Genomic DNA, 26,423 nt, shown 5'->3' with positions numbered 1-26,423 from the left:
ATCATGAACACCAGCCCCGACCCCAAGGAAGAAAAACAGCCCACCCCTGCCCAAGAACACGAAAACGAGGGCCGGGACGAAGCGCTTGACGAGAGCTTTCCCGCCAGCGACCCCCCCGCGCAGGGGCGCACCACCGGCCCCTGCTCAAAGCCGCACGATACGAAGTAAGCGGTCATCCTGATTCAGGGTGGGCGCTGAAAAAATGCCTGAAAATAAATCATTCATGCAAAACTTTTACGGCAGGCAGCCCGTCTGCCTGCCCAATACCCTTGCAACGGGCGTGCAGGCCCCACCCGCAGCAATACCTTGTTTTACAGCACACGGAGAACAGTCATGTCCCTCCATGCATCCGGCGCGATGTCAGCCCCATCCACACATCATGCCAGCCCATGGCCCTCCACGGCCCACGGCACGCTGGCGGGCCGCAGCATTGCCTTCCTGGCGACCCATGGCGTGGAGGATGTGGAACTGAACGAACCGGCGGCAGCCCTGCGCGCGGCGGGTGCCCACACGGTGCCTGTCGCCCCTGAAGCGGGTGAAATCCAGGCCATGAAGACCGATGTCAACCCCACGCGGCTGCTGCATGTGGACATGCCGGTAAACGAGGCAAAGGCCAATAATTCTGATGGCCTCGTCCTGCCCGGTGGCACGACCAGCCCCGACCACCTGCGCATGGACGCGCAGGCCGCAGGCTTCGTGCGGACCTTCGTGCGGGCCTTCGTGCAGGCGGGCAAGCCCATTGCCGCCATCTGCCACGGCGCATGGACGCTGATCGACGCCGGAGGCGTGCGCGGGCACACGCTCACCTCGTGGCCATCGCTGCGCATGGACCTGACCAATGCTGGCGCGCACTGGGTGGACCGGGGGGTGGTGTGCGATGGCACGCTGGTCACCTCGCGCGACCCGCATGACCTCACGGCCTTCTGCCCGGCCATCATCGCCCTGTTTGCCAAAGCCCCCCACCGCGCGGCGCCGTAAAGGGAGGGCAGCCTGATGACGAAGAACCCGACCTTCCTGCGCTATTACGCCACGACCATGCTGTGCGCGGGTGCGGCCACGCTGGGGGCCGGTTTCGTGGCCTGGTGGCGCGGGCGCAGGGTTGCAGCCGATGCCCCCGTGGCCACGGCGCATGCAGCCCCGCCTGCATCCCACCCCGAACCCCGTGAGCGCGAACCCGCCGAGACCGACACGACACGGCAGGTCGCGCGCAAGATGATCCAGTATTTTGTCATTCCGCTGTGGCTGGCTGCGGGCCTGACCGACTGGTGGTGCCACCGCCGCACGGATATCGAGCACACGACGGGACTGAAGGAAACCGGCATCCATCTGCTCATGCTCGGCGAGGCGGCCTTCCCCGTGCTGGCGGGCCTGTTCCTGGAAATCGACGCACCCGTGCTGTCGCTGATGATTGCCGCGTTTTTCGTGCATGAAGCCACGGCGATGTGGGATGTCAGCTACGCCGTAACCCGGCGCGAGGTGCAACCCGTCGAGCAGCATGTGCACAGCTTCCTGGAAATGGTGCCGCTGCTGGCCGTGGCCCTGATTGCCGTGCTGCACTGGCCGCAGCTTCAGGCGCTGCTGGGGCGCAAGGTGATCCGCTCGCGTCCCATCCACCTCAAGCGCGTGCCGCTGGGCCTGCGCTACGCTCTGGGCGCACTCGGGGCCATGGCCCTGTTCGAGGTGCTGCCCTATTGCGAGGAAGCCCTGCGTGACTGGAAAGCCAATCCCGGCCGCCTCACGCCACCTACGGTGCAGCCTGGGTGAAGCGCTACGCTGAATTGAAGGCGTTTTTTGACATCATGCTTTGTCGGACAGGGCGGAAGCAGAATAATATCACTCCAGGGCTTCGCAGGGTGGGGCATTGTGTGGCATAGGCATACAATGCAAATGCGTCGCATTAATGAACCTGCTCCTCATCCAGGGGCCACCGTGGCCCCTGACCGGCGCGCGCGCGCCGCACGCCTTGACCGCAACAGGGTGATCTGCGCCATAGTCGCCTGCCTGCTGGCCTATGGCGTTGCCCGCCTGCTGGTGGCGGGTATTGCCGCTGGTACTGGCGGCCCTGACCGCATTCATCTGGGGCAGATGATCGCGCTTTTTGGCCTGCCGGTCATGGTGGTCGTGGGTTTTGGCGCATGGAAGGGGCATGCGGGGCTGCTGATGCTGGGGGCCTGTGGCGGCCTTGCCGCAGGCCTGAGGCTGTTTGCAGCCTGATGCGCGAAACCCTGCGTACCCGCCTTGGCTGGCTGCATGGCTGGCTTGGCTACATGGCCGGGCTGGTGCTGACCTGCATTTTCGCCACCGGCAGCGTGGCGGCGTTCAATATGGAAATCACGCGCTGGATGCAGCCAGAAGTGCAGTTGGCCACCCTTGTTCCCCCCAGCGCCCGAGCACTCGATGCGGCGGCGCGTGTGGTCGCAGCCGAGCAGGCGCGTGGCGTATCGGCCTTTATCGCGCTGCCGTCAGCCCGCTCATCCACGCTGGACGTGCTGCATTATAACGGCCACGAATTTATTGGCGCGCGGCTCGACCCGGCTACGGGTGCCGTCATACCAGCGCGGGTTACAGCGGGGGGCGGGCTGTTCTACAATTTTCACCATACCCTGTTTCTCGGTCCGCAGATGGGCACGGTTATTGTCAACATTGCCGGAATCGCCCTTCTGGTTGCCATCATATCCGGCGTTGTCATTCATATCCACGCGTTGCTGCCCGATATCATCCTGCTGCGCCTCACCGCAGCCCGACTGCGGGCATGGCTTGATGCGCATCTGCTGGCGGGCGTGCTGTTCCTGCCCTTCATGGCGATGATGGCCTATACGGGCGTGCTGGTTAAGGCGGACATGATCGTGCCCGCGCCCCCCCGCCCCGCGCGGTCCGTGCTGGTGCCTGCGCCGCCCCCTGCCCTGATGCCGGACATGACGGCATTGCCGCTTGCCTCCATGCTGGCCCGGGCGCGCGCCAGCCTGCCGGGGCAGGAGCCGGGTTTCATCCTTTTTGCGCCGCAGCGTGTCTCCATCTTCGCAGGCGATGCCAGCAGCGCGTTCCTGACCCGCGGCCATGCCGATTTCAGCCTGCCCGGGGGCAGCCCCCTCCCGGTCGACACAACAGCCACCCCCATGGCCCGCACCATGCAGTTCATGCACGGGGTGCATTATGCCCGTTTTGCCCCGCCGAGCCTGCGGTGGCTGTATTTCCTGTCCGGCCTGTGCGGCACCGCCGTCATGGCCAGCGGGCTGGTCCTGTTTGTAATGAAGCGCCGCCGCCATGCGGGCCACAGAGGGGCGCACCGGCTGGCTGATGGGCTGAACGTGGCGGTCATTGCCGGGCTACCCGCCGCCATGCTGGCTTTTCTGGAAGGCAACCGGCTTGTGCCTGCAAGCCTGGCCGGGCGTGAGGACTGGGAGAGCGCAATTTTCTTTGCTGCATGGGGCCTGTGCACGCTGCATGCCCTTTTTCAGGCCCTGCGCGGGCAGGCACAGTGGGCATGGCGGGCGCAGCTTGGCCTTGTCGGGCTGCTGGGCACAGGGCTGCCGGTGCTAGACCTGCTGTGCTGCCCCGGCGCGTTGCGCGCACAGCCGGGGCTGCATATGGCGGTGGATGGCATGGGGGCAGGTGCCGCCATCGTGGCGCTTTATGCCCGCCATAGGCTGGGGCAGCGCGGCGCATGACCTTCGTGCTTGTGCTCATGCTGTGGCTGGCCGCCTTTATGGGCCATGCTCGCCTGTGCTCCACGCGCTACGGGCTACCCGCGCTCCACCCCACCGGCCGGCACCTTGCACGCATGATGCGCCTCGGGCTGCCCCTTGCGGCCCTTGGGCTGGCCATGAGCGCGCAGGGGCCTGTTATGGGGTTGCTTTCATGGTTCGCGGCCCTGTCATTTGCCGGGCTTCTGGCGGCCAGCCTCCTTGCCCTGAGAAGCAGGATGACCAACCGCCCGTAAGAAACAGGAGACGTTTGCGGGAGAAGGCTTTTTTTCAGGAAGCCTCAGCCGGGCTTACCAGCCACCCCAACCCCAGCCACCGACATAACCGCCATACGGGTAGTAATAGCCGGGATAGCCATATCCATATCCGTATCCCTCATACGGATAGGGCGGCGGTCCGTACCAGCCGGGGCCACGGTCCCAGCCGCCGCCCCAACCGCCGCGATCCCAGCCCCCACGATCCCAGCCACCACCACGCGGGCCACCACCCGGACCGCCATGCGGCCCACCCCGGAAACCACCCCCGCCGGGACCACCAAAACCGGGGCCACCGCCGTGGCCGCCCGGTCCACCGCCAAATCCGCCGCCATGGCCCCCACCGGGCCCACCACCACCGGGGCCGTGCTGGGCATGCGCCATGGATGAACCCGCTACGGGTGCCAGCGCGAGGGCCATCGCAACAAAGGCCACGGTCCATGATTTTGTACGAGTCATCATCCTTACTCCTTATGTTGCCATCGTGCTGGCCCGACACGACAAAACAATGGCGGATTGTCACAGTACTGTATCACTTCCCCGCCAGGGGCCGGGTGCAGGCATGCCGCCCCTGCATGGACCGCCCGGCAGGTGGGTGCATGCACCGTACTGCACCATGCAGGGGGCCTGCCAGACCCACCCTTGCACACCCGCCCCGGAACACAAAGGCAGCGTTGCGGGCCGCAACCGGCCCGTTCCGGTCACCCTGGCTGCCAGCACCGAAGCCTAATTAACGATTCCAGGAGTAAAATCGCTCCGCCCTGCTGCCCGCACCGGCTAAAACGCTGGCAAAATGATTCATGACCGGAACGGGTGAACGCAATGAACCCTTATCCGTTAAGGTCAAAGAGCAGAGACAGGCACGCGGCACAGCCACCAGATCAGGCGGCCATCATGCGGTTTTGCAATAGCCCTTATGGCTGACCGCCCATCTGGGCCGCTGATCCGTTTCGTTCCATTCCTGCCTGTATCGCACCTCTGTCCGGGCGATATGACGCACCATTCCGGGTGGCATGGCTGCGGGTGGAGTGTGGCTATTATGCACACAAGGCATCATAAATAACGTAATTACACGGTAAAACCATATTCACCCGTTGACCGGGTTATTTTTGGAGAATTATACACATATCAATGGCGTGAAATTAATATAGCACGACAGGAAACAGGACTCTGCACCCGGCCCGCAACAGGGCTTCAAGTCTAGGAAAAGACGCAGGATGAACACGCACCACAAGCCGGCACGGCTCTCGAAAATTGTCCTTCTGACGGGTGTGGTATCCGTGTCCTGCCCCCCTGCCGGCGCCTGGGCCGACCCGGTGGTCGAACGCATCACCACCACCAAGGACGTGGGCGATGTCTCGCCCGCCTTCCGCACCTCAACCCCGCGCCACAGCACCACGCGTGTCGCGATTGTAACGGGGGCGGACCTGCTCAAGACCGGGCAGACCAACGTGATCGCGGCACTCCAGCAGTCCTCACCCGAGATCAACGCCCCCCCGGGCGGTGGCGGCGGCGGTTATTCCACCACCCCCACCCAGACCGTCATCCTGCGCAACCTCAACGCGGATGAAACGCTTGTGCTCGTCAATGGCGTGCGCCGCCATGCCAGTGCGATTGGCAACTGGAACTATGGCCCGGCCCAGGGCACGGAACCGGCTGACCTGAGCCTGATCCCGCTCAGCGCGATCGACCATGTGGAAATCGTGACCGAGGGCGCCACCGCGCTTTACGGGCAGGACGCCATTGGCGGCGCGATCAACATCGTGCTCAAGGCAGGTAGCCGCAATGGCGGCACCGCCAACATCCAGAACAGCGGCTATTACAGGGGCGATGGCCAGGGCATTACCGCCTATGGCGACCTTGAGCGCCAGTTGGGCACCAAGGGGGGCGGCATGGACCTGGCCTGGCAGGTGCAGAACCAGCTCCCCACCCATCGTGATGGCATCAACCCCACGCTGGGCGATGTAAACCGCATCGAGGGGCTAAGCCGTTCGCTGGCTGAACTGTTCAGCTTCAACGCGCACATGCCCATCAGCCGCTCGGTCGAGGCCTATGGCACCGCCACCCTCGCCCATCGCAGCACCGACCGCATCGGCTTCATTCGCGGGGCGACCAACATCAACAACGTGCCCTCGCTCCACCCCAACGGGTTCGAGCCGATCGAAACGTTCGATGAGATGGATTTCCAGGTCAATGGCGGCCTGCGCGGCACCATGCCCGCGGGCGTTGCATGGAACACCTATGCCTCGTTCGGGCGCGAGCAGGTCAATGAGGGCGTGTATGACGACAACAACCCCACCTTTGGCGCGCTGAGCCAGACAAGCTTCAACCAGGGCAAGATCGTCAATGCCGAACTGATTGGCGGTGCCAAGTTCTCCAAGCGCTTTTCAAGCCGCGCGCTGCCCAGGCCCGCCGTGCTCGACTGGGGGCTGGAATACCGGCACGCTACCTACCAGATCGGCGCGGGCGACTATCAATCCTGGGCCACGGGGCCGGATTATACCGGCAGCAACTCACCGGGTGCGACCGGTTATAACGGCTTTCAGCCCAGCAATGCGGGCAACTGGTCGCGTGACATCTTTGATGGCCATGTGGGGCTGGACATTTTCGTCACCCGCAAATGGGAATGGACGATCGGCGGCCATGTGGTGAACTATTCCGACACCACCACGGCCCCCACGGGTTCGATCGGCACGCGCTACAACTTTACCAAGAACTTCTCGATCCACGCCAACGTCAACACCGGCTACCGCCCGCCCACGCTGGGCGCGATCCATTACGACGCCACGAGTTCGGGGCCAGGCTATACCACCGTCAACCTGTCACAGACCAACGATGTCGCGCGCCTGCTCGGCTCGCACAACCCCAAGGGCGAATACTCGCGCAGCTACAGCATCGGGCTGGACTGGACGCCGGTGCGCGACCTGCAGCTTTCGGTTGATGGCTATCGCATCGACATCAATGACCGCATCGAGAGCACCAGCGCCTTTTCCGGCACGGTCATGGCCAATTATCTCTCGGCCCATGGCGTGGGCGACAACATTACCTATGCCAGCTACATGACCAATATCGGCAACACCACCACCAACGGCTTTACGGCCAAGATCAGCTACAAATTCCCCATCAAGCCCGCCTATGGCGTGCTGATCGGCTCCGTGCAGGCCAATGCGGCCGATACGGAAATGACCCATTACGCCTCCACGCCCGCCATCCTGACCACGCTGGGGCAGACCTACTTCTCCAAGGCGGCCGAGACGGAACTGCTGCGTTCCTCGCCCAAGAACAAGGAATCCTTCTCGCTCAACTGGAGCAAGGGCCGCTACAGCGTGTTCGTGCAGGAACAGCGCTATGCCGGGGTGGCATGGCTTGTCTACCAGAGCGATCCGGGCGCCTACTGGACCCATGTGCGCCCGCAGGTGATAACAAACCTTGAAGCCTCGGCGCGGGTGGGTCATGGTTTTGTCATCACGCTGGGGGCCAACAACCTGTTCAACAAATACCCGACCCGCACCAACAGGCAGGCGCTCAAGGAGAGCAGTGGCGTCTTCGCCTACCCCATGACCGCGCCCGGCGGGTATGAAGGCGGTTATTACTACGCCCGCCTTGGATACACGTTCTGACCGGCCCGCAGCACATGCCTCATCCGTTTCGTGCCATCATGCCCTCATCACGGCCAGTGCTTGCACTGGCCGCGTGCCTGATCTTTCACGCCCCTGCCGCCGCGCGGGCAAGCGATGCCACGCCCGGCGGCACGCTGCTCTATCTTGAAAAGCAGCCCCACAAGAACCTCTACCCCCCTGCTGGCGGCTTCTACCCCAATGGCGGCATCCTGGCCCAGATCACGGACCGGCTGACATGGCAGAACACCGACACGCTTGCAATCGAACCGTGGATCGCAACCGGGTGGAGCGTGAATGAAGACAGCACCGTCTTTACGTTTACGCTGCGCCCCGGCGTTACCTTCTCCGATGGCACGCCGGTTGATGCGGCGGCCGTCGCCCTCAATTACGACACCTACGGCAAGGGCAACCGCGCGCTGCACCTGCCGCCCTCCGAGGTCATCAACAATTACGAACGCAGCGAGGTCATCGACCCGCTGACGGTGCGCTTTTACTTCAGCAAACCCTCGCCCGGTTTCCTGCAGGGCACGTCGGTCATCGGCTCGGGGCTGGTCGCGCCTGCCAGCCTGCGCCGCCCGCTTGATGAATGGGGCGACGCGCGGCATGTCATCGGCTCCGGCCCGTTCGTGGTGCGTGACGAGGTGCCGGGCAAGTCAGTCGATCTGGTCGCCCGCCCCGACTACGCCTGGGGGCCGGGCCAGCTTGCCCCGCAGGGGCCAGGCCTGCTGGCGGGCGTGCGCATCATCGTGGTGCCCGAAGACAGCATCCGCGTGGGCGCCTTCATCGCGGGCCAGGCCGACTTTGCCCGCGCGATCGAGGCCTATGATGAAGAACAGATCACCCGCCATGGCGATACGATCTACGCCGCCTCCACCCGTGGGGTGAACAACAGCGTGGTCTTCCGCCCCGACAACCCGCTCGTGGCCGACCCGCGCGTGCGCCTGGCCCTGCTGCACGCCACCGACCGGCCCGACATCCTGCGCACGCTCTATTCCCCCCATTACCCGCTGGCGCGCTCTGTCATTGCAGCCGATGCGCAGGGCTTTGTCGACCATGCTGCCGACCTGACCTATGATCCCGCCCTTGCCGCCCGCCTGCTCGATGAGGCCGGATGGACGCTTGACGGTGATGGCTGGCGGCGGCGCAACGGCGTGGCCCTTGCGCTGGCCGTGCATGAGGCCCTGCCCCAGCCGCAGAGCCGGAGCATGCTGGTGCTGCTGGCCCAGCAATGGCGCAGGGTGGGCGTGCGGCTGACCATCCTGTCAAGCAGCCCGGCCATGACGGTGCTCGACAACCTCAACCCTGCCGTAACCCCGCTGTTCCATGCCGAGGTGGGCCGCGCCGACCCCGATGTGATCAAGAGCGCGTTCTACCCCACCAACCGCAACGTTCTGCTGCAAAAAGGCGGGCAGAGCCGCCATGTGGACCACTTTGTCGACCCCGAACTCAACGGGCTGCTTGATCAGGTCGCCTCCGACACCGATCCTGCCACCCGCCTTGCCGACCTCGCCCGCGTGCAGGCCGACATTCTGGCCAAGGGCTACAGTATTCCCATATTCGAGGAGCCGCAGGTCTATGCGGGGTCGGCCCGCGTGCATGACATGCATTTCGAAGCCGTGGGGCGGCCCGTTTTCTACCGTACCTGGCTGGCAAGGCCGTAGGATGAGGCGCCACCCATGACACGTTACATTCTCTCCCGCGCAGCCCAGGCGCTGCTGGTGCTGTGGGGGGCGTTCACGCTCTCGTTCGTGCTGTTGCAGGTCATGCCGGGCGATGCCGTGCTGATCAAGTTCCAGGACCCTGAACTTGGCCTGAGCCCGCAGCAGATCAGCGATATCCGCGCAAGCTATGGCGCCGATGAATCCGCCTTCGTGCAATATGCCCATGTGCTGGGCCGCACGCTGGCAGGCCAGCTTGGCTATTCCATCGAGACCGGGGTGCCGGTCAGCCGCATGCTGCATGCCGCCTACCCCACCACGCTGCGCCTTGCGGTGGTGAGTTTTGGCGGCGCGATAGCACTCGCGACGGTTTTTGCCACCGCCGCCCTGCTTGCGCCCCTGCGCCCCCTGCGCGCGGGCCTGCGGCTGGTGCCGGGGCTGGCGAGCGGCATTCCCGTCTTCTGGCTGGAGATCGTGGCAATCCAGTTGGTTTCATTTCACTGGAAGCTGGTGCCGGTTGTGGGCGTTTCGGGCTGGATGGCGGTGCTGCTGCCGGGGCTGGCGCTGGCCATTCCCATCTCGGCGCCGCTGACGCAGGTGTTCCTGAGCGCGGCGGAGCGGGTCATGGCCCAGCCCTTCATTGACGTGCTGCGCGCGCGCGGCGCCTCGCCGCTGCGTATTCTCTACGCCCATGTGCTGCCCAATGCGCTGCCACCCACGCTGACCATAAGCGGGCTGGTGTTTGGCGAGATCCTGGCAGGCGCCGTGGTGACCGAGACCGTGTTCGGGCTGGACGGGCTGGGGCAACTGGCCCAGCAGGCCGTGGCCAATCAGGATGTGGCGGTGCTGCAGGCGATCATCCTCATTTCAGTGGCGGGGTTCGTGGTCATCAACTTCACCGTTGATGCGCTCCATCCGCTGATTGACCCGCGCATCCGCCGCACGCAGGGGGGCGGGGCGGCATGAACACCGTCCTTGCACAATGGCGCCAGCGCCATGACGTGACCCTGCCGCGCCTGCTTGGCGTGCTGCCCGTGCTTGTGCTGGTGCTCATGGCACTCTGCCCCGGCCTGTTCACCGGGCTTGACCCGCTGGCGGGCCAGACGGGCGAGCGGCTCATGGCGCCATCCGCCGCGCACTGGTTTGGCACCGACCAGTTCGGGCGCGATGTGTTCGCGCGCATCATGCATGGCAGTTTCTCCACCCTCTCCGCCGCCATGCTGGCGGTGGCGATCAGCCTGCTGGTGGCCATTCCGCTCGGGCTTGCGGCGGGGCTGGGCGGGCGCAGGCTGTCGGGCGCGATCCTTGCGGGGGCGGACATGGTGCTGGCCATCCCCGAGCTTTTCCTCTCGCTCAGCATCATCACCCTGATCGGGCCGGGGGCCATGCATGTGGCCTTTGCCGTGGGCATAAGCCAGGTGGCGGGCTTTACGCGCATGATCCGCACGGAGGTGGTGCGCGTGCGCGCGACCGAATATGTCGAGGCGGCCTTTGGCATCGGCTCCACCTTCTGGCAGGTGGTGTGGCGCCATATCGTGCCCAACAGCCTTGCGCCTGCGCTGTCGCTTGCCACATTGCGGCTGGGCACGGCCATCCTGGCCATATCGACCATCTGCTTCCTGGGCTACGGGCCATCGCCGCCTACGCCGGAATGGGGCCTGATGATTACCGAAGGCCGCAACTACCTTGCAACCGCCTGGTGGCTGACCACCTTCCCCGGCCTTGCCATCATCTTTTCCGCATGGGCGGCAACGCTGCTGTCACGCGCCATAAGGGTGGACCCATGAACGCTGCTCTCCCGCAACTCAGCATCCGTGACCTTGATGTGGTGTATGAAAGCCGGGGCAGCGCGCACCATGCGCTCAAGGGTGTGTCGCTGGAGGTCCGCGCGGGCGAGATGCTGGCGCTGGTGGGAGAATCCGGATCGGGCAAGTCAACGCTGGGCCGTGCCATACTGGGCCTGCTGCCCGGCAGCGCGCGCATCCAGCGCGGCTCGATCCGGGTGGATGGCACCGAAATCGTAGGCCTGCCCGAGCGCGCGCTGCGCCGCATCCGGGGTGCGCGGGTGGCGCTTATTCCACAGGACCCCGCCCATTCGCTCGACCCCGTGCGCACCATCGGCGCCCAGCTTGTCGAGGCGGTCCACCTGCATGCCCCCCGCGCCAACACGGCCGACACGCGGCGCATGCTGGTGGGCCTGCTTGACCGCGTGGGCATAAACGAGCCGGAGCGGCGACTGCACCAGTACCCGCATGAACTCTCGGGCGGGATGCGCCAGCGCGTGCTGATTGCCGCCGCCATTGCCCAGCGCCCGAGCCTGATCGTGGCCGATGAACCCACCAGCGCGCTCGATGTATCGGTGCAGGTGCAGATCATGGCGCTGCTGGCCGAACTGCGCCACGAACTGCGCACCGCCATGCTGTTCATCACCCACGACCTGGGCCTGGCCAGCGAGCAGGCCGACCGCGTGGCCGTGCTGCAACATGGCACATTATGCGAAACCGGCGAGACAAAAGCCCTGTTCGCCAACCCGCGCACGCCCTATACCCGCCGCCTGCTGGCCGACCTGCCCCTGTTCCATGAAGCCCGCGCCCCCCGCCGCACGGAAGGCCCGCGTGAGAATGCGATTGTCGTCTCGCACCTGACCTATGCCTACAAGGGTGCGGGCGGCAGGCCGGGGCACAAGGCGGTGCGTGATATTTCCTTTAACGTGGTGGCCGGGCAGACGCATGGCATCGTAGGTGAGTCCGGCTCGGGCAAGACCACGCTGCTGCGCTGCCTGCTGGGGCTGATTACGCCTGATGCTGGTTCGGTCCAGATCCTGGGCAAGAACCCGGCACGGGTTGAAGGCGCCACCCGGCGCGCATTGCGCCGCGCGGTGCAGTTTGTCTACCAGAACCCGCATGTCTCGTTCGATCCACGCTGCCGGGCAGCCGACATTCTGGCCGAGCCGCTGATCAATGCGGGCCTGAGTGACCGCCGGGCGCGCGCTACGCGGGTCCGGGCCATGCTGGAGCGGGTGCAGCTACCGCCTGCCGTGCTCGATCGCCGGGCGGCCAACATGTCGGGTGGGCAGAGCCAGCGCCTGGCCATTGCGCGCGCGCTGTTGTGTGACCCGAAGATCCTTATTCTCGATGAAGTGGTCTCCGCCCTCGATGTATCGGTGCAGGCCGAGATCCTGACCCTGCTCGAAACCCTGCAACGCCAGCTTGACCTGACCTATGTGTTCGTATCGCACGATCTGGCCGTGGTGCGGCGCATTGCCGATACCGTCTCGATCATCCGCGCGGGCGAGCAGGTCGAACATGGCCCGACCGAGACCGTGTTCTCCACCCCGCATGATGACTACACGAAGCGCCTGCTTGCCGCGATACCGGGCCGCGACCTGATGCGCCCGGCCGTGCTGGCGTAAAAGAAGGCGGATAAAAGTTTTGGGTGAAGCTTTTTTCAAAAAGCTTCAAAAACGGTAGCATCCAGGAACTTATCAGGCATTCTCGACCGGCTCCGTGCCGTAAAGCGCGCTTTCAATCAGGTCGGCACTCTCGTGGGTATAGCGCCTGAGGTCGGGCATGAGGGCGCGGGCGGCATCCTCCACCGCGCGCGACAGGGCCTCAAGCGCGGGTGACGGGGTCAGGCCCGCGGGGGTCACCACGCCAAAAAAGAACGGCAGGTTGACATCCAGCGGGCGTATGGCCAGGTCAGGCTGGTCGAACGCAGCCGCCGTGACGGGGTCGACAATCCCCACGCCCAGACCTGCCCGCGCCAGTTCCATCAACACCACGGCCATGTTGGCATCCATGATGGTGGCCGGTGTCCAGCCCAACTGCGCAAAGGCGCGTTCGATCGTGTTGCGTATCCTGAACGGGTTGGCCAGCGTGAGCAGCCTGCTCCCGGCCAGGTCATGCAGGCTGACGCGCGCATGGGCGGCAAGCGGGTCATCCGCCCGCATCACCGCAACACAGGGCGCCATGCCGATCCATTGCAGGGTTACGCCGGGGTGGTTGAACGGAAAACTGACCAGCCCGAATGTCGCATCCCGGCGGCCCACGGCACGCACCACCTCATCCGCCGGGATGCTGCGCACATGCACCTCACGCGGCAGGGTGCCCTGCTGCAGGCAGCCAAGCGCGCGCGGCAGCAGGCCCGCCGCAAGTGCCGGGATGGCGCAGATATGAAGGGAATTTTCCACATCATGGGCAATGGCATGCACGTTCTCACGCAGGCGCTGCACGCCGCCCAGCAGGGCCAGCGCCTCGGGCTGGAACCGCAGGGCCTGCTCGGTGGGGGTAATGCGCGGCCCGTTGCGGTGGAACAGCGGAAAGCCCAGCCCCGCCTCAAGGTCCTGCACCATGCGCGTGACCATGGATTGCGACCGGCCCACAAGCCGCGCACCCCCCGTCATGCTGCCCGTGGCCATGACGGCGCAGAAAGCCTCAAGCTGTCTCAGATCGGGAAGTGCTGCATCCATGCCCATCATGCTACCTACCAACGATCATGCCAGCAAACGCAAACGCGGCACGTCTCCCCTCACCCTATCGCAGGGAGCGGGCTGTCACGCCATTCATCGCCCCTGAGTTCGGGCGTGTCGAACGCAACCAGGTTGGCATAATGGGTTTCACGGTCCTCGACGAACAGGGCGCGGGTGATGTGGCGGGCAAGGCGCTCGGCCCCGTCGCTGATGGCGGGAATGTCGCCACTGACCTTGCCGTGCGACAGCGTGGCAGGGAAGCAGAAGCAGTGCACGTATTTCAGCCACGGGCATGAACCGGGCACTTTTTCCAGAAACTCGAACCCTGGCCCGAGGTCGGGCGAACTCGCCAGTTCCGCGCTGACATGGCCCGAGGGCATGTCCTGCGCTGATGGCGTAAAGCGGTCTTTCCACAACCGGATATGCGGCGCCATGCCCGCGAGTTCAGGCCGCCGGGACAGGTCGGCGCAGAAGCCGGTGGCGGCAATGATGAAATCGGTCTCCATCACGCCGCGCGGGGTATGCAGGCGCACGGCATTGCCCGCCATTTCCACCCGGTCGATGGGGCATGACAGATGGAAGAAGGCATTGGGGTGGCTCGATACGCGCAGCACGCTTGGCCGTGGCGGCGGGGTCTGGGCATCAAGCACCGTATCCATGAAGCGCCATTTCCATCCATCGGGCAGGCCGACAAAACCCTGTACCACGCCCATGCTGCCAATGCCGGTGAATTTGTTCACGGCAGGCAGGGTTGCGCGCCGTATGACCATGTCCACCCGCGCAGCCCCCGCCTCAAGCGCCGTGGCCGCGTTATCCATGGCCGAAGCGCCTGCACCCACCACCACCACGCGCCGGTTCTTCAGGGCTGCAAAATCAATGGGGTCGGCTGAATGGCGCCAGTAATCGCGCGGCAGGCCGGCAATGACCGGCGGCACGTAGCTGCCGCCAAGCCCGTCGCGCCCCGTGGCCAGCACCAGATGGCGGCACAGCAGGGTTTCGCTCACGCCATCCTGCACCACGCTCAGCGCCAGCACGCCATCGGCTTTGCGCGCCACATTGGTCAGGGTCACGCCATTGCGCACCGGCAGGTCGAGCACATGGCGCAGCCACTCCAGATAGGCCATCCATGCCTGGCGGGGGATCTTGTCCAGCCCATCCCACGCCACCGTGCCGAACCGCGCTTCGTACCACGCGCGGAAGGTCAGGCCCGGCAGCCCCATGCACGGGCCGGACAGCGTCTTGGGCGAGCGCAGCGTGGTCATGCGGGCATAGGTAACCCACGGCCCCTCCTGCCCTGCAGGCGCCTGGTCAAGCACGACATGATTGAGCAGCCCGTAGCGCCTGAGGTAACCCGATGCCGTAAGCCCCGCCATGCCGCCGCCAATCACGACCACATCAAGCACATGCCGCCCGTCCACGCTGCGTTCGGGCACCCACGAGCAGGTGGGCAGGTCCAGCCAGGCCAGATCCTGCCGCACGCGGCTTTCCAGCCCTGCAAGACCGCCGGGAATTTCGGGAGGCTGAGAAAACGTCATGGATCGTGGTTCCTAAAACACTGCGCTGGCCGGGCCAGGAGTCAGGCCATGGCAAAAAGAGCCATTGATGCTGGCGGCAAACGTAAAAATTCCTTCCCGACAGATCAAGATAAATCATGCATTTATTGCGTTAAATAATGCGTTCATTGCATAAAATGCATTATAGAAGCCCCGCCTGTCGCCCGCCTGCCTCCCGCATGACAAAGCCACATGCAACACGATCTTAAAAATAAAGCGCTATCATCCAGCCTTATCCCGGGTCGGGGTGACAGGGTTGGCCTGCCTGCGGCTGATCACGACAGCCCCACCCCACAGGGCCAGAAAAACCAGCACGATGCCCGCGCCCAGCGCGGCAAAATGGTCGCCCGCCACCATCAGGCCCCGCGTGAGCACACTGGCGCCTGCATCCCCAACCTTCTGCCCCAGTTCAATCGCGCCAATGCCTGCCGCAGCCACAAGCGAGACAAGGCTGATGCCCAGATCATACGCCACGGCCCTGCGGCCCGAGCGCATGCCCCAGCCATAGGCACGGCACATGAGCAGGGTATCGAGCGTATCAACCAGCGCCATGCCTGCTGTAAAAAGCAGCGGAAACGCCATGACCCCGGCAAGGCCCAGCCCATGGTGGGCGTGGACCGCCGCCATGCCCAGCAGGCCGATTTCACTGGCCGTGTCAAACCCCAGCCCGAACAGGAAGCCGAGCGGGTACATCTGCCAGCTCCGGCCGATCCACCGCCCCACCCGCCCGGACACGAACCCCGTGGAGGGCGCGGGCGGCAACGGGGCAGGCTGGCGCAGCGCCCGCCACTGCCACAGGGCCATGCGGGCATTGGCCATGACCGCAACCAGCATGAAGGCTGCCGGGACCAGCATGCCGAAGCTTCCACCCGCCACATGCCACCGTTCCAGCCAGAACGGCACCGGCAGCATGACCAGCGCAAGGGTGGCGAGAAGGACGACGGTGGAATGACCAAGCGAGAAGAACAGCCCCACCAGTCCAGGCGCGCGCCCCGCCTGCATGAGCCTGCGGGTCACCACGTCAATCGCCACGATATGATCGGCGTCAAGCCCGTGGCGCAGGCCAAATGTCCACGCCAGCACCGCTGCCCCCAGCAGAGCGGGCGCGGCCCCCAGCATGGTTGCAGCCCACGCCCATGCCGCCAGATTGGCCAGCAGCAGGGCGCACATGACGGAGCCTGTTCCACGCCGGGCATCGCTGGACATGTCGATCTCTTTCCGCCCGCCGGTCAGATGGTGATGTAGGCGCGCACATCCTCCGCCACGAGGTCGCGGGCCTGCCCTGCCAGCACCACCCTGCCCCGGTCGAGCACGGCAATCGTGTCAGCCAGTTCATAGGCAAAGTCGAAATACTGCTCCACCAGCACGATGGCCATGTCGCCCCTGTCGCGCAGCATGCCGATGATGGTGCCGATATCCTTGATGATGCTGGGCTGGATGCCCTCGGTCGGTTCATCGAGCACCAGCAGGCGCGGGCGGATGACCAGCGCGCGCGCAATGGCAAGCTGCTGCTGCTGCCCGCCAGACAGGTCACCGCCGCGCCGGTCGAGCATTTTTGCCAGCACGGGAAACAGGTCGAATATCTCGTCCGGCACCCGGCGCTGCCCGCGTGGCAGCAGGCCGAAGCCGGTTTCAAGATTTTCGCGCACGCTGAGCAGCGGAAAGATGTCGCGCCCCTGCGGCACGGTGGCAATGCCCCGGCGGGCACGATCGTAGGCGGCGAGCCGGGTAATGTCCTCGCCCTCCCACATGATCGTGCCAGCACTTGTGGCATGCATGCCGGTTATGGCGCGGATCAGGCTGGTCTTGCCCACGCCATTGCGGCCGAGCACGCAGGTCACGGCCCCCGCCCCTGCTGCAAGCGAGACGCCACGCAGCGCAATCGCCGCGCCATAATGCAGGTGCACGTCGTTAACCTCGAGCATGCGCGTAGCCTCCCCTTGCGCCTGTGCGGCGCCGTTCAGCGCCCAAGATAGACCTCGATCACGCGCGGGTCGGCGCTGACCGCATCCAGCGTGCCTTCGGCCAGCACCGAGCCTTCATGCAGCACCGTCACGCCCACGCCCAGCGCGCGCACGAAATCCATGTCATGTTCCACCACCACCACGCTGCGCGTGCGGTTGATCTCGCGCAGCAGGTCGGCGGTGGCCATGGTCTCGGCATCGGTCATGCCCGCCACGGGTTCATCCACCAAAAGCAGTTCAGGCTCCTGGCCCATGAGCATGCCGATCTCGAGCCACTGCTTCTGGCCGTGGCTCATGCCACCCGCGGGCTGGTCGGCCACGGCTTCCAGCCGGGTCAGGCGCAGGAGGTGGTCAATGCGTTCACGCTCCTGCGCGTTCATGCGCGCCATGAGCACGGCAAAGGGCGAACGCACGCCCTTGAGCGACAGCAGCAGGTTCTCGGTTACGCTCAGCGCCTCGAACACGGTGGGCTTTTGGAACTTGCGGCCAATGCCCAGCCGGGCGATGGCCGGTTCATCGAGCCGGGTCAGGTCATGGCCCTGAAAGCGCACGGTGCCGGTATCGGGCCGGGTCTTGCCGGTGATGATGTCCATCATCGTTGTCTTGCCCGCACCATTGGGGCCGACTATGGCACGCATCTCGCCCGGGCGCAGCGCAAGGCTGAGGCTGTTGATGGCGCGAAAGCCGTCAAACGTCACGCTGACATCGCGCATGTCGAGCAGCAGGCTAGCGGTCATGCCTCATCTCCCTGCGTATCCGCCACTTCGGGGGTCACTTCCTCGGGCGGCGGTTTGCGGGCATGCCGCCACAGCCCCATCAGCCCGTTGGGCAGGAACAGCGTGGTGCAGATGAACAGCAGCCCCAGCCCGTACAGCCAGAACTCCGGCAGCCAGGCGGTGAACAGCGTCTTGCCCATATTGACCAGTATGGCCCCCAGCACGGCCCCGCACAGCGTGCCCCGACCGCCCACCGCCACCCAGATCACGGATTCGATGGAATTGGCGGGCGCGAACTCACCGGGGTTGATGATGCCAACCTGCGTTACATACAGCGCACCACCCACCCCCGCGATCATGGCCGAGAACACCCATACCAGCAGCTTGGCCTGCTCGGGGCGGTAACCCAGGAAGCGGGTGCGGCTTTCGGCATCGCGCACGGCCACCAGCAGGTTGCCAAAACGGCCACCCACCACAAAACGCGCGGCCAGCAGGCTTGCGGCCAGCAGCACTCCGGTCACCACCAGCAGCACCGCGCGCGTATGCGGTGCATGCAGGTCGGCGCCAAGGATGTCCTTGAAGTCGGTCAGGCCGTTATTGCCGCCAAAGCCCAGCCCGTTCTGGAAGAACGCCAGCATGAGCGCGTAGGTCAGCGCCTGCGTGATGATGGACAGGTACACCCCCGACACGCGCGAGCGGAAAGCCAGCCAGCCAAACACGCCCGCCAGCAGCCCCGGCACCGCCACGACCAGCACGGCGGCCCATATGAAATGCTCCGAGCCCCACCAGTACCACGGCAGGCTCTTCCATGAGAGGAAGATCATGAAATCCGGCAGGTCGGCATTGCCATAAACGCCCCGCGCCCCGATCTCGCGCATGAGGTACATGCCCATGGCATACCCCCCCAGCGCAAAGAACGCGGCATGCCCCAGCGTAAGGATGCCCGCAAAACCCCACACCAGATCCACCGCCAGCGCCAGCATGGCATAGGACAGGTATTTACCCGCAAGCGACACCACGAAGGCGGAGGCATGCAGCAGGTTGCCCTCGGGCAGCAGGCTGGCCACGGCCAGGCACGAAGCCGCCACCACCACGGCCACCGCCATCCAGATCACGCCGCGCAGGGAACGCGGGGCATGGGTTGAAAACGGGTTCATGATTCAACTCCCCGCCCGCGCACGGGAAACATGCCGCGCGGATGGCGCTGGATGTAGAGGATGACCAGCACGAGAATGGCGATCTTGGCCGAGACCGCGCCAATGGTCGGCTCCAGCACCTTGCCGCCCATGCCCAGCGCAAGGGCCGCCGCCAGCGTACCCCACAGGTTGCCGACCCCGCCAAACACCACCACCATGAAACTGTCGATGATATAGGATTGGCCCAGATTAGGGCTGACATTGTCAATCTGGCTGACCGCAACGCCCGCAAGCCCCGCAAGGCCCGCGCCAAGCCCGAAGGCCAGCGCATCGACCCGCGGCGTGCGGATGCCCATCAGGGCCGCCATGCGGCGGTTCTGGGTAACGGCGCGCATCTGCAGCCCCAGCGGCGTATGGCGCAGCACCAGCATCAGCCCGCCGAGCACCAGCCCTGCGAAGACAAGGATGGCCAGCCGGTTGAGCGTAATGTCCATGCCGCCCACCGCAACCGCGCCTGAAAGCCAGCCCGGCGTCTGCACCGCAATGTTGGTCGGCCCGAAGATGGAACGCACCGCCTGCTGCAAGATGAGCGAAAGCCCCCATGTGGCCAGCAGCGTTTCCAGCGGGCGGCCATACAGGAAGCGGATCAGTCCGCGCTCGATCACGATGCCAAGCGCCCCGCACACCCCGAACGCCACCGGAATGGCCACAAGGATGGCCACCGGCTCCAGCGCGGGCACAGTCGCGCGGATGGCCTGCTGCACCATCCACGTCACATAGGCGCCGATCATCATCATCTCGCCATGGGCCATGTTGATCACGCCCATCACGCCAAAGGTGATGGCAAGCCCGGTGGCGGCCAGCAGCAGCACCGAGCCGTAGCTCAGGCCATAAAAGGCATTCTGCGCAACGCCCCAGGCGCGCAGGTGCCAGTCGATGCGTGATACGGCCTGCTGCGCCTCATGGCGCACGGCGGGCGCTTCCGCATCGGATGCGGCAACACCGGCAAGGATGCCACGCGCCTGCGCGCCCCCCACGCCCCCCAGCGCGCGCACGGCCTCAAGCCGGGAAGCGAGCGCATCGGGGGCGGGCGGCTGGCCGAGAATGGTCGCAGCCCGCACCTCCGTCAGCCGGGTGCGCACGGCGGCATCCTTCTCCACCGCGAGGGCGTGCTCGACGGCCGGCAGCATGGCAGGGTCATGGCGGGCATAAAGCGCATCGGCGGCCCTGAGCCGCGTTGCGGGCTGGGAGGCCAGCAGATCCCTACCCGCCTGCACGCCCGCAAGTGCCGCGCGGATGCGGTTGTTCAGGCGGATGGGCTTCATACCTTCCGGCACGGATGCCGCGGGCTGGCCCGTGCGGGCCTCCACGTAGTTTTCACCGTGACGGATATAAACATTGCCATCAGGGGCTGCGAACAGGCTCCGCTCGCCCAGCGCCTGCAACGCGGCCCCGGCCTGCGGGTCAGGCGATGCCGCAAGGGTGGAAATCGCCGCCGTCACCGCCCCGAGCTGCGGGCTGGCCAGATCAGCGAAGGCATCCGCCCGCGCGCCGTGGCCCGGCAGCAGCATGGCCCCAAGCCACAGTGCCGCCAGCAGGCAGGTGGTACGGACCCTATGCATGCCTGTGCCCGAGGCAGGTCTTGGTGGCGGTGTTGTAGTTGCCGCAGGCAATGGGCTTGCGCCAGTCACCGATCAGGTCTTTCGTTTCCGGCACCCACGGCGACCAGGCCTGCCCGGGCACGAGGGCCGGGGTCTTCCACACCACCGAGAACTGCCCGTCATCCTGTATCTCGCCAATATAGACCGGTTTGGTCAGGTGGTGGTCGGGCAGCATCTCGGCCACGCCGCCGGTCAGGTTGGGCTGGCGGATGCCGATCATGGCATCAATCACCTTGTCATGATCGGTGGTACCCGCTTTGGTCACCGCCTGCACCCACATGTTGAAGCCGATGTAATGCGCCTCCATCGGGTCATTGGTGGTGCGCCTGGGGTTTTTGGTGAATTCATGCCACTGCTTGATGAAGGCGGTATTGGCCGGGGTGTCGATACTTTCGAAATAGTTCCATGCGGCAAGCTGGCCCACCAGCGGGGCGGTATCCATGCCGGCCAGTTCCTCTTCCCCCACGCTGAAGGCCATGACCGGGATGTCGGTGGCGGAGATGCCCTGATTGCCCAGTTCCTTGTAGAACGGCACGTTGGCATCGCCATTGATGGTCGAGACCACGGCGGTCTTCTTGCCTGCCGAGCCGAAAGCCTTGATCTGCGAGACAATGGTTTGCCAGTCCGACTGCCCGAACGGCGTGTAATTGACCATGATGTCGGCTTCCGCGATGCCCTTGGCCTTGAGGTAATTGACCAGGATCTGGTTGGTGGTGCGCGGATAGACGTAATCCGTGCCCACCAGCGCGAAACGCTTCGCCCCGCCGCCATCCTCGCTCAGCAGGTAGTCCACCGCCGGTATGGCCTGCTGGTTGGGCGCGGCACCGGTATAGAAGATGTTGCGGCTGCACTCCTGGCCTTCATACTGCACGGGATAGAACAGGATGCCGTTGAGTTCCTCGAACACCGGCAGCACCGACTTGCGTGAGACGCTGGTCCAGCAGCCAAACACGGCCGATGCCTTGTCCACCGACAGGAGCTGGCGTGCCTTCTCGGCAAAGAGCGGCCAGTTCGAGGCAGGGTCCACCACCACCGCCTCAAGCGGGCGGCCAAGCAGGCCGCCCTTGCGGTTCTGCTCAGCAATGAGCATCAGCATGGCATCCTTGAGCGTGGTCTCGCTGATGGCCATCGTGCCGGACAGAGAATGCAGGATGCCAACCCTGATCGGCTCGCCCGTGGGCGCTGCCGCCCGCGCCGGCGCCGCGCGCCACATGCCCCCCACAACAGCCGCCGAGGAGGCAAGGGCGAGACGTCCGAACGCGCGACGGGAAAGGTGAGGCAGTGTGACGGGCATGATGAACGGTCCTTTTGCTGCTGGCTGCATTGTCGGCGTACATAAAAGCACTTCCCATACGCATTCCTGCGTATGGCCCGCGCGGGCTTTCCGTTACGATCATGCACGCTGCCACCCGTAACGCCCGAAAGCCGTGATCTTGCCGCACCCGACAAGCCGCCTGCGCATCGTGCGCCCCCGCCGGGCCTACAGCCGCTGGGCCGCCGACCAGACATTCGAGGACTACGCCCTGCGCTTTACCGCGCGCGCCGCCCGCATGGCCACGCCCATGCGGGCAGCGCGCACGGCGCTGGGCTCCATCTCGTTCCTCGCCCTCGAGGCCATGGGCGGCACGCTTACGCTCGCCTTCGGCTTTGCCAATACGGCCGTGGCCATAGCGCTGGTCACGGCTGTCATCTTCGCCATTACCCTGCCGCTCTGCGCAACGGCGGCGCGCGCGGGGCTGGATATCGACCTGCTCACGCGCGGCACCGGGTTTGGTTATATCGGCTCAACCATCACCTCGCTGCTCTATGCCATTTTCACCTTCATCTTCTTCGGGCTCGAGGCGGCGATCCTGGCGGGCACGCTGCACGGGCTGCTGGGCATGAAGCTGTGGCTGGCGTACCTGCTATGCGCGGCCCTCATCATTCCGCTGGTAACGTGGGGCATCACGTTCATCGCCCGTTTCCAGATCGCGACACAGCCGGTCTGGCTGGCCCTCAATCTCATTCCCCTTGCGGTCATGGCGGGGCTGCACCCCGACCTGCTGGGACAGTGGATGCATTCCAGCGCGCCTTACGCGCCTGCGGGGCGCATCGACCCCCTTGCCGTGGGCACCGGCGCCTCGCTCATGATCGTGCTGGTGTGCCAGAGCGCCGAACAGATCGACTTCCTGCGCTTCCTGCCCGAACCCACGCGGCACAACCGGCGGCAGTGGTGGGCGGCGCTGGTGCTGGGCGGACCGGGCTGGGTGGTGCTTGATGCCTTCAAGCTGCTGGCGGGCTCGTTCCTGGCATGGGTGGTGCTGCGTGCGGGCCTTTCCCCGCTGCAGGCGGTGCAGCCGGGGGTGATGTACCGTTTTGCCTGGGGCAGTTTCACCCCCGCCCCGGTGGCGACCGCGCTGACGGTGGCGCTGGTGGCGCTGGCGCAGGTCAAGGTCAACATCACCAACGCCTATGCCGGGTCACTCGCGTGGTCGAACTTCTTCTCGCGCCTGACCCACACCCATCCGGGGCGGGTGTTCTATGTCATCTTCAATGTCATGATCGCGCTGTTGCTGATGGAGGCAGGCCTGGTCAGCACCATCCAGACCGGCATCACGCTGTACGGCGTGCTGGCCTGTGCGTGGATTGGCGCAATACTGGGGGATGTGGCGCTGTGCAAGCCGCTTGGCCTCAGCCCGCCCTTTGTCGAGTTCAAGCGCGCGCTGCTGCCGGACTTCAACATCGTGGGGCTGGGGGCGTGGGGGATTGCCGCAGCCACGGGCGTTGCGGCCTTTGCGGGCTATCTGGGCCCAATGGCCGCGGCCTATGCGCCCTTCCTGACACTTGTGGTCGCCTTTGCCACCGCACCGGTGCTGGCGTGGCTGACCGGGGGGCGCACCTATCTGGCCCGCCCCCTGCCCGCGGGCTGGAACGCCCGGCCCGCCATGACCTGCGTGATCTGCGAACATACCTTCGAGGCGCGGGACATGGCGCCCTGCCCGGCCTATGGCGGCACGATCTGCTCGCTGTGCTGCTCGCTTGACGGGCGCTGCCGCGACCGCTGCAAGCCGGTCTCGACCCGCATGGGCAGCCAGCTTGCCGCCCCGCTGCGCGCCCTGCCACCGCGCCTGCGCCACTGGCTTGTGGCGCCTGCGGGGCGCTTTACGCTCATGCTGGCGGGCATGACGCTGGGCATGGGACTGCTGGGCTGGACCACGGGCCATGCGTGGCGCGGCACGCTGGTGCCAGTCTTTCTGGCCGGCACGGTGGGCGCGTGGCTGCTGGTCATGGCGCAGGAGGGGCGGCGCACCGCCACGCGCGAGACGCTGCACCAGACCCGCCAGCTCATGAACGAGATCCGCGCCCGCCGCCGCACCGACCACGCGCTGAAGCTGGCGCGCGAAAAGGCGGAGGCGGCAAGCCTGGCCAAGACCCGCTACATCAGCGGCATCAGCCACGAGATCCGCTCGCCGCTCAACGCCATCATGGGCTATATCCAGTTGCTGCAACACGATACGCGCCTGCCGCCCGAGCGCCACCAGGCGCTGGACACCATGCGCGAAAGCGGCGAGCACATCACCAGCATCCTGTCCGGCCTGCTGGACATCTCGCGCATCGAGGCCGGGCGGATCGAACTGCATGCCGATACCATCGCCCTGCCCGCCTTTGTGGAATCCGTAGCCCAGATGATCCGCCCGCAGGCGCAGGCACGCGGGCTGGAACTGGCATGGCGGCCCGGCTACCTGCCCGCCGTCGTGACCTGCGACGAGCACCGCCTGCGCCAGATCCTGCTCAACCTGCTGTCAAACGCGGTCAAGTTCACCCGGCGGGGCACGGTCACGTTCTCGGCCAGGTGGCAGGGGCAGATTGCGGAATTCATCATAGAAGACACCGGCCCCGGCATTACGGAGGAAGACCATGCCCGCATTTTCGAGCCTTTTGAACGCGGGAGCACCAGCGCGGGCGTGCCGGGCACCGGGCTGGGGCTGACCATCACCCGCCTGCTGACCGAGATCCTGGGCGGCGAACTGACCTTTACCAGCACGCCGGGCAAGGGGTCGCGCTTCAGGGTGCGGCTCATGCTGTCTGACCGGCAGGTGGAACTGCCGCCCCGGCTGCCCGCCTTCCCCACCGGGTATGAAGGGCCGCGCCGCACGGTGCTGGTGGTCGATGACAATGCCGAGCACCGCCTGATCATGCGCGAGATCCTCGAGCGCTGCGGCTTTGCCTTTGAAGGCGCGGAAAGCGGGGCGGAATGCCTCGACCGCCTGCCGCTGGTGCAGCCCGACCTGCTGCTGCTCGACCTGTCCATGCCCGGCATGGACGGGCGCGACCTTGCCCTGCGCATCCGTCGCTCGCCCCACGCCCATGTGCCGATCATGTTCCTGACCGGCAACCTGGTGGAAAGCGCAAACCGCCATGTTCCCTCCCTTGAGGACTGCCCCGTGCTGGGCAAGCCGGTGAACCTGTCGGTTCTAATCACCAAGATGGGCCAGATGCTCGACCTTGAATGGATCTTCCCCATCCCCGAGCCGGACACCGCGCCCCTCGCGCCCCCGGGCGCACCCGCCACCCTGCCCGAGGCGGAGCGCGTGGCCCTGCTTGCCGTGCTTGATGGCGGCAACCTGCGCCACCTGCGCGCCCACCTGGCCACCCTGCGCGACCGGCATCCGGCCCTGGGCGATGCGATCGAACCGCTGCTGGCCCTTGCCGCCTCCTACCAGCTTGAAGCCCTGCGCCACCACCTGGAGCGACCCACGCCATGACCGTGCCCGATCCATCCCGCAAATCCGTCCTTGTCATTGATGATGACCCGGCCGTCCTGGGCCTGATGGACGAGAAACTGACCGATGGCGGCTATACGGTGCTGCTGGCGCAGTCCGGCATGGCAGCACTTGCAGTCGTCGCGCGCACCGTGCCCGACCTGATCATGGTCGATGCCCTCATGCCCGGCATGAACGGGTGGGAAGTCTGCGCGGCCCTGCATGATGACCCGCGCCTGAGCCTTGTGCCCATCATATTCATGACCGGCCTGACCGAGACCGAGCACGTAATCCGTGCCTTTGAGGCGGGTGCCGCCGATTACGTGACCAAGCCCCTGCGGCTGGAGGAAGTCATGGCCCGCATTGGCGTGCGCATGGAATCCGCCGCACGCATCCGTGCAGCCCACGGGGCGCTTGACCATGCAGGCCGCTTCCTGCTGGCCACCAGCCATGCGGGCGATGTACTGTGGGCCACGCCGCAGGCCGGGCTTGTGCTACGCGAACTGTCAGGCGCGGGCGATGCGGGCGCGGCCATCGCGTTGCCCACGCCCCTGCCAGCACCCGGCGGCGTGCTCCTGCGCCATAACGTGGGTGAAAACGAACTGGTGCTGAGCCTTGTGGGCGTGAGCGGGCCGGATGAACTGCTGCTGCGCATCAGTCGGCAGCCGCTTGTCCCCCAGCGCATATTGCAAGACAGGCTGGGCCTGAGCGCGCGTGAGGCGGAGGTGCTGCTGTGGATATCACGCGGCAAGACCAGCCGCGACATTGCCGATATCTTGCAGGTCAGCCCGCGCACGATCGACAAGCATATCGAGCAGATCTACAACAAGACCGGGCTGAGCACGCGGGCCGCCGCCGCTGCTACCGCATCGCGCCTGCTACAGGAGCGCTAGGCGCCAGGTGCCCGGAAAGCAATCCTGAGTTCCCGGACGCTACATTTTCCAAAA

Annotated in this window: 21 protein-coding genes; 12 read left to right on the top strand and 9 right to left on the bottom strand. The window is 65.7% G+C overall.

The window, feature by feature from the left end; all coding sequences use genetic code 11:
• The first annotated feature begins 357 nt into the window (after positions 1-357).
• The 5 genes from HNW77_RS03120 to HNW77_RS03100 all read left to right on the top strand — a co-directional run bounded on the left by HNW77_RS03120 (position 358) and on the right by HNW77_RS03100 (position 3,940).
• Entirely contained in the window at positions 358-978 is a 621-nt protein-coding gene (locus tag HNW77_RS03120) for a type 1 glutamine amidotransferase domain-containing protein (RefSeq protein WP_187353155.1), read from the top strand.
• Between the two features lie 15 nt (positions 979-993).
• On the top strand, positions 994-1,764 hold the full coding sequence (locus tag HNW77_RS03115) for a hypothetical protein (RefSeq protein WP_172155283.1): 771 nt from the start codon (positions 994-996) through the stop codon (positions 1,762-1,764).
• A gap of 165 nt (positions 1,765-1,929) precedes the next feature.
• Positions 1,930-2,214, top strand: coding sequence for a hypothetical protein (locus tag HNW77_RS17455; protein ID WP_187353149.1), 285 nt, complete (start codon positions 1,930-1,932; stop codon positions 2,212-2,214).
• Positions 2,214-3,668, top strand: coding sequence for a PepSY-associated TM helix domain-containing protein (locus tag HNW77_RS03105; protein ID WP_172155281.1), 1,455 nt, complete (start codon positions 2,214-2,216; stop codon positions 3,666-3,668). Before HNW77_RS17455 ends, HNW77_RS03105 begins: the two co-directional genes overlap by 1 nt.
• Positions 3,665-3,940 carry a hypothetical protein gene (locus HNW77_RS03100; RefSeq protein ID WP_172155279.1) on the top strand — a complete coding sequence of 92 codons (276 nt, stop codon included), beginning with the start codon at positions 3,665-3,667 and terminating at the stop codon, positions 3,938-3,940. The genes HNW77_RS03105 and HNW77_RS03100 overlap by 4 nt, the downstream gene beginning before the upstream one ends.
• A gap of 54 nt (positions 3,941-3,994) precedes the next feature.
• Here HNW77_RS03100 and HNW77_RS03095 read toward each other — a convergent pair whose 3' ends face one another.
• On the bottom strand, positions 3,995-4,420 hold the full coding sequence (locus HNW77_RS03095; RefSeq protein WP_187353148.1) for a hypothetical protein: 426 nt from the start codon (positions 4,418-4,420) through the stop codon (positions 3,995-3,997).
• Between the two features lie 755 nt (positions 4,421-5,175).
• Between HNW77_RS03095 and HNW77_RS03090 the strand changes: the two genes are divergently transcribed.
• From HNW77_RS03090 to HNW77_RS03070, 5 genes are read left to right on the top strand one after another with little or no spacing between them, the layout of a single operon-like run.
• Positions 5,176-7,578 carry a TonB-dependent receptor plug domain-containing protein gene (locus tag HNW77_RS03090; RefSeq protein ID WP_172155277.1) on the top strand — a complete coding sequence of 801 codons (2,403 nt, stop codon included), beginning with the start codon at positions 5,176-5,178 and terminating at the stop codon, positions 7,576-7,578.
• Between the two features lie 14 nt (positions 7,579-7,592).
• Positions 7,593-9,239 carry a TIGR04028 family ABC transporter substrate-binding protein gene (locus HNW77_RS03085; protein WP_196781810.1) on the top strand — a complete coding sequence of 549 codons (1,647 nt, stop codon included), beginning with the start codon at positions 7,593-7,595 and terminating at the stop codon, positions 9,237-9,239.
• 15 nt (positions 9,240-9,254) lie between these two features.
• Positions 9,255-10,202 (top strand): ABC transporter permease, encoded by a 948-nt coding sequence (locus HNW77_RS03080; RefSeq protein WP_172155275.1) that lies wholly within the window; start codon positions 9,255-9,257, stop codon positions 10,200-10,202.
• Positions 10,199-11,023 (top strand): ABC transporter permease, encoded by an 825-nt coding sequence (locus HNW77_RS03075; protein ID WP_172155273.1) that lies wholly within the window; start codon positions 10,199-10,201, stop codon positions 11,021-11,023. Before HNW77_RS03080 ends, HNW77_RS03075 begins: the two co-directional genes overlap by 4 nt.
• Positions 11,020-12,648, top strand: coding sequence for a dipeptide ABC transporter ATP-binding protein (locus HNW77_RS03070; protein WP_172155271.1), 1,629 nt, complete (start codon positions 11,020-11,022; stop codon positions 12,646-12,648). The genes HNW77_RS03075 and HNW77_RS03070 overlap by 4 nt, the downstream gene beginning before the upstream one ends.
• 72 nt (positions 12,649-12,720) lie before the next feature.
• Here HNW77_RS03070 and HNW77_RS03065 read toward each other — a convergent pair whose 3' ends face one another.
• From HNW77_RS03065 to urtA, 8 genes are all read right to left on the bottom strand, one after another.
• Positions 12,721-13,704 (bottom strand): LysR family transcriptional regulator, encoded by a 984-nt coding sequence (locus tag HNW77_RS03065; RefSeq protein ID WP_172155269.1) that lies wholly within the window; start codon positions 13,702-13,704, stop codon positions 12,721-12,723.
• Positions 13,705-13,763: 59 nt separating this feature from the next.
• Positions 13,764-15,239, bottom strand: a complete 1,476-nt coding sequence (locus tag HNW77_RS03060; protein WP_172155267.1) for an NAD(P)-binding domain-containing protein — start codon at positions 15,237-15,239, stop codon at positions 13,764-13,766.
• Positions 15,240-15,479: 240 nt separating this feature from the next.
• On the bottom strand, positions 15,480-16,463 hold the full coding sequence (locus HNW77_RS03055) for a HoxN/HupN/NixA family nickel/cobalt transporter (RefSeq protein WP_172155265.1): 984 nt from the start codon (positions 16,461-16,463) through the stop codon (positions 15,480-15,482).
• 23 nt (positions 16,464-16,486) lie between these two features.
• Complete coding sequence (urtE, locus tag HNW77_RS03050) at positions 16,487-17,182, bottom strand: urea ABC transporter ATP-binding subunit UrtE (protein WP_172155263.1); 696 nt, start codon at positions 17,180-17,182, stop codon at positions 16,487-16,489.
• 35 nt (positions 17,183-17,217) lie between these two features.
• Entirely contained in the window at positions 17,218-17,958 is a 741-nt protein-coding gene (urtD, locus tag HNW77_RS03045; RefSeq protein ID WP_172155261.1) for an urea ABC transporter ATP-binding protein UrtD, read from the bottom strand.
• On the bottom strand, positions 17,955-19,094 hold the full coding sequence (urtC, locus tag HNW77_RS03040; protein ID WP_172155259.1) for an urea ABC transporter permease subunit UrtC: 1,140 nt from the start codon (positions 19,092-19,094) through the stop codon (positions 17,955-17,957). Before urtC ends, urtD begins: the two co-directional genes overlap by 4 nt.
• On the bottom strand, positions 19,091-20,695 hold the full coding sequence (gene urtB / locus HNW77_RS03035) for an urea ABC transporter permease subunit UrtB (protein WP_172155257.1): 1,605 nt from the start codon (positions 20,693-20,695) through the stop codon (positions 19,091-19,093). Before urtB ends, urtC begins: the two co-directional genes overlap by 4 nt.
• Entirely contained in the window at positions 20,688-22,028 is a 1,341-nt protein-coding gene (gene urtA, locus HNW77_RS03030) for an urea ABC transporter substrate-binding protein (protein WP_172155255.1), read from the bottom strand. Before urtA ends, urtB begins: the two co-directional genes overlap by 8 nt.
• A gap of 139 nt (positions 22,029-22,167) precedes the next feature.
• On the opposite strand from urtA, the gene HNW77_RS03025 reads away from it, so the two are divergent.
• The gene (locus HNW77_RS03025) at positions 22,168-25,479 is read left to right on the top strand and encodes a hybrid sensor histidine kinase/response regulator (RefSeq protein ID WP_172155253.1); all 3,312 of its coding nucleotides are present in this window, start codon (positions 22,168-22,170) and stop codon (positions 25,477-25,479) included.
• Complete coding sequence (locus HNW77_RS03020; protein WP_172155251.1) at positions 25,476-26,369, top strand: response regulator transcription factor; 894 nt, start codon at positions 25,476-25,478, stop codon at positions 26,367-26,369. The genes HNW77_RS03025 and HNW77_RS03020 overlap by 4 nt, the downstream gene beginning before the upstream one ends.
• Positions 26,370-26,423 lie beyond the last annotated feature (54 nt).

This window comes from Komagataeibacter melomenusus, from assembly GCF_013155395.1.
Classification (GTDB): domain Bacteria; phylum Pseudomonadota; class Alphaproteobacteria; order Acetobacterales; family Acetobacteraceae; genus Komagataeibacter; species Komagataeibacter melomenusus.
The sequence above is the reverse complement of the archived record's forward strand: the minus strand, read 5'-3'. Positions and strand labels throughout refer to the sequence as shown.

What these genes read in the sequence shown, in the direction of transcription:
- HNW77_RS03095 (WP_187353148.1), bottom strand. Translation starts at nt 4,420, where the DNA reads ATGATGACTCGTACAAAATCATGGACCGTGGCCTTTGTTGCGATGGCC.
- urtC (WP_172155259.1), bottom strand. Translation starts at nt 19,094, where the DNA reads ATGAACCCGTTTTCAACCCATGCCCCGCGTTCCCTGCGCGGCGTGATC.
- HNW77_RS03105 (WP_172155281.1), top strand. Translation starts at nt 2,214, where the DNA reads ATGCGCGAAACCCTGCGTACCCGCCTTGGCTGGCTGCATGGCTGGCTT.
- urtB (WP_172155257.1), bottom strand. Translation starts at nt 20,695, where the DNA reads ATGCATAGGGTCCGTACCACCTGCCTGCTGGCGGCACTGTGGCTTGGG.
- urtD (WP_172155261.1), bottom strand. Translation starts at nt 17,958, where the DNA reads ATGACCGCTAGCCTGCTGCTCGACATGCGCGATGTCAGCGTGACGTTT.
- urtA (WP_172155255.1), bottom strand. Translation starts at nt 22,028, where the DNA reads ATGCCCGTCACACTGCCTCACCTTTCCCGTCGCGCGTTCGGACGTCTC.
- HNW77_RS03020 (WP_172155251.1), top strand. Translation starts at nt 25,476, where the DNA reads ATGACCGTGCCCGATCCATCCCGCAAATCCGTCCTTGTCATTGATGAT.
- HNW77_RS03085 (WP_196781810.1), top strand. Translation starts at nt 7,593, where the DNA reads ATGCCTCATCCGTTTCGTGCCATCATGCCCTCATCACGGCCAGTGCTT.
- HNW77_RS03060 (WP_172155267.1), bottom strand. Translation starts at nt 15,239, where the DNA reads ATGACGTTTTCTCAGCCTCCCGAAATTCCCGGCGGTCTTGCAGGGCTG.
- HNW77_RS03065 (WP_172155269.1), bottom strand. Translation starts at nt 13,704, where the DNA reads ATGGATGCAGCACTTCCCGATCTGAGACAGCTTGAGGCTTTCTGCGCC.
- HNW77_RS03100 (WP_172155279.1), top strand. Translation starts at nt 3,665, where the DNA reads ATGACCTTCGTGCTTGTGCTCATGCTGTGGCTGGCCGCCTTTATGGGC.
- HNW77_RS03080 (WP_172155275.1), top strand. Translation starts at nt 9,255, where the DNA reads ATGACACGTTACATTCTCTCCCGCGCAGCCCAGGCGCTGCTGGTGCTG.
- urtE (WP_172155263.1), bottom strand. Translation starts at nt 17,182, where the DNA reads ATGCTCGAGGTTAACGACGTGCACCTGCATTATGGCGCGGCGATTGCG.
- HNW77_RS03090 (WP_172155277.1), top strand. Translation starts at nt 5,176, where the DNA reads ATGAACACGCACCACAAGCCGGCACGGCTCTCGAAAATTGTCCTTCTG.
- HNW77_RS03075 (WP_172155273.1), top strand. Translation starts at nt 10,199, where the DNA reads ATGAACACCGTCCTTGCACAATGGCGCCAGCGCCATGACGTGACCCTG.
- HNW77_RS03070 (WP_172155271.1), top strand. Translation starts at nt 11,020, where the DNA reads ATGAACGCTGCTCTCCCGCAACTCAGCATCCGTGACCTTGATGTGGTG.
- HNW77_RS03055 (WP_172155265.1), bottom strand. Translation starts at nt 16,463, where the DNA reads ATGTCCAGCGATGCCCGGCGTGGAACAGGCTCCGTCATGTGCGCCCTG.
- HNW77_RS03120 (WP_187353155.1), top strand. Translation starts at nt 358, where the DNA reads ATGTCAGCCCCATCCACACATCATGCCAGCCCATGGCCCTCCACGGCC.
- HNW77_RS03115 (WP_172155283.1), top strand. Translation starts at nt 994, where the DNA reads ATGACGAAGAACCCGACCTTCCTGCGCTATTACGCCACGACCATGCTG.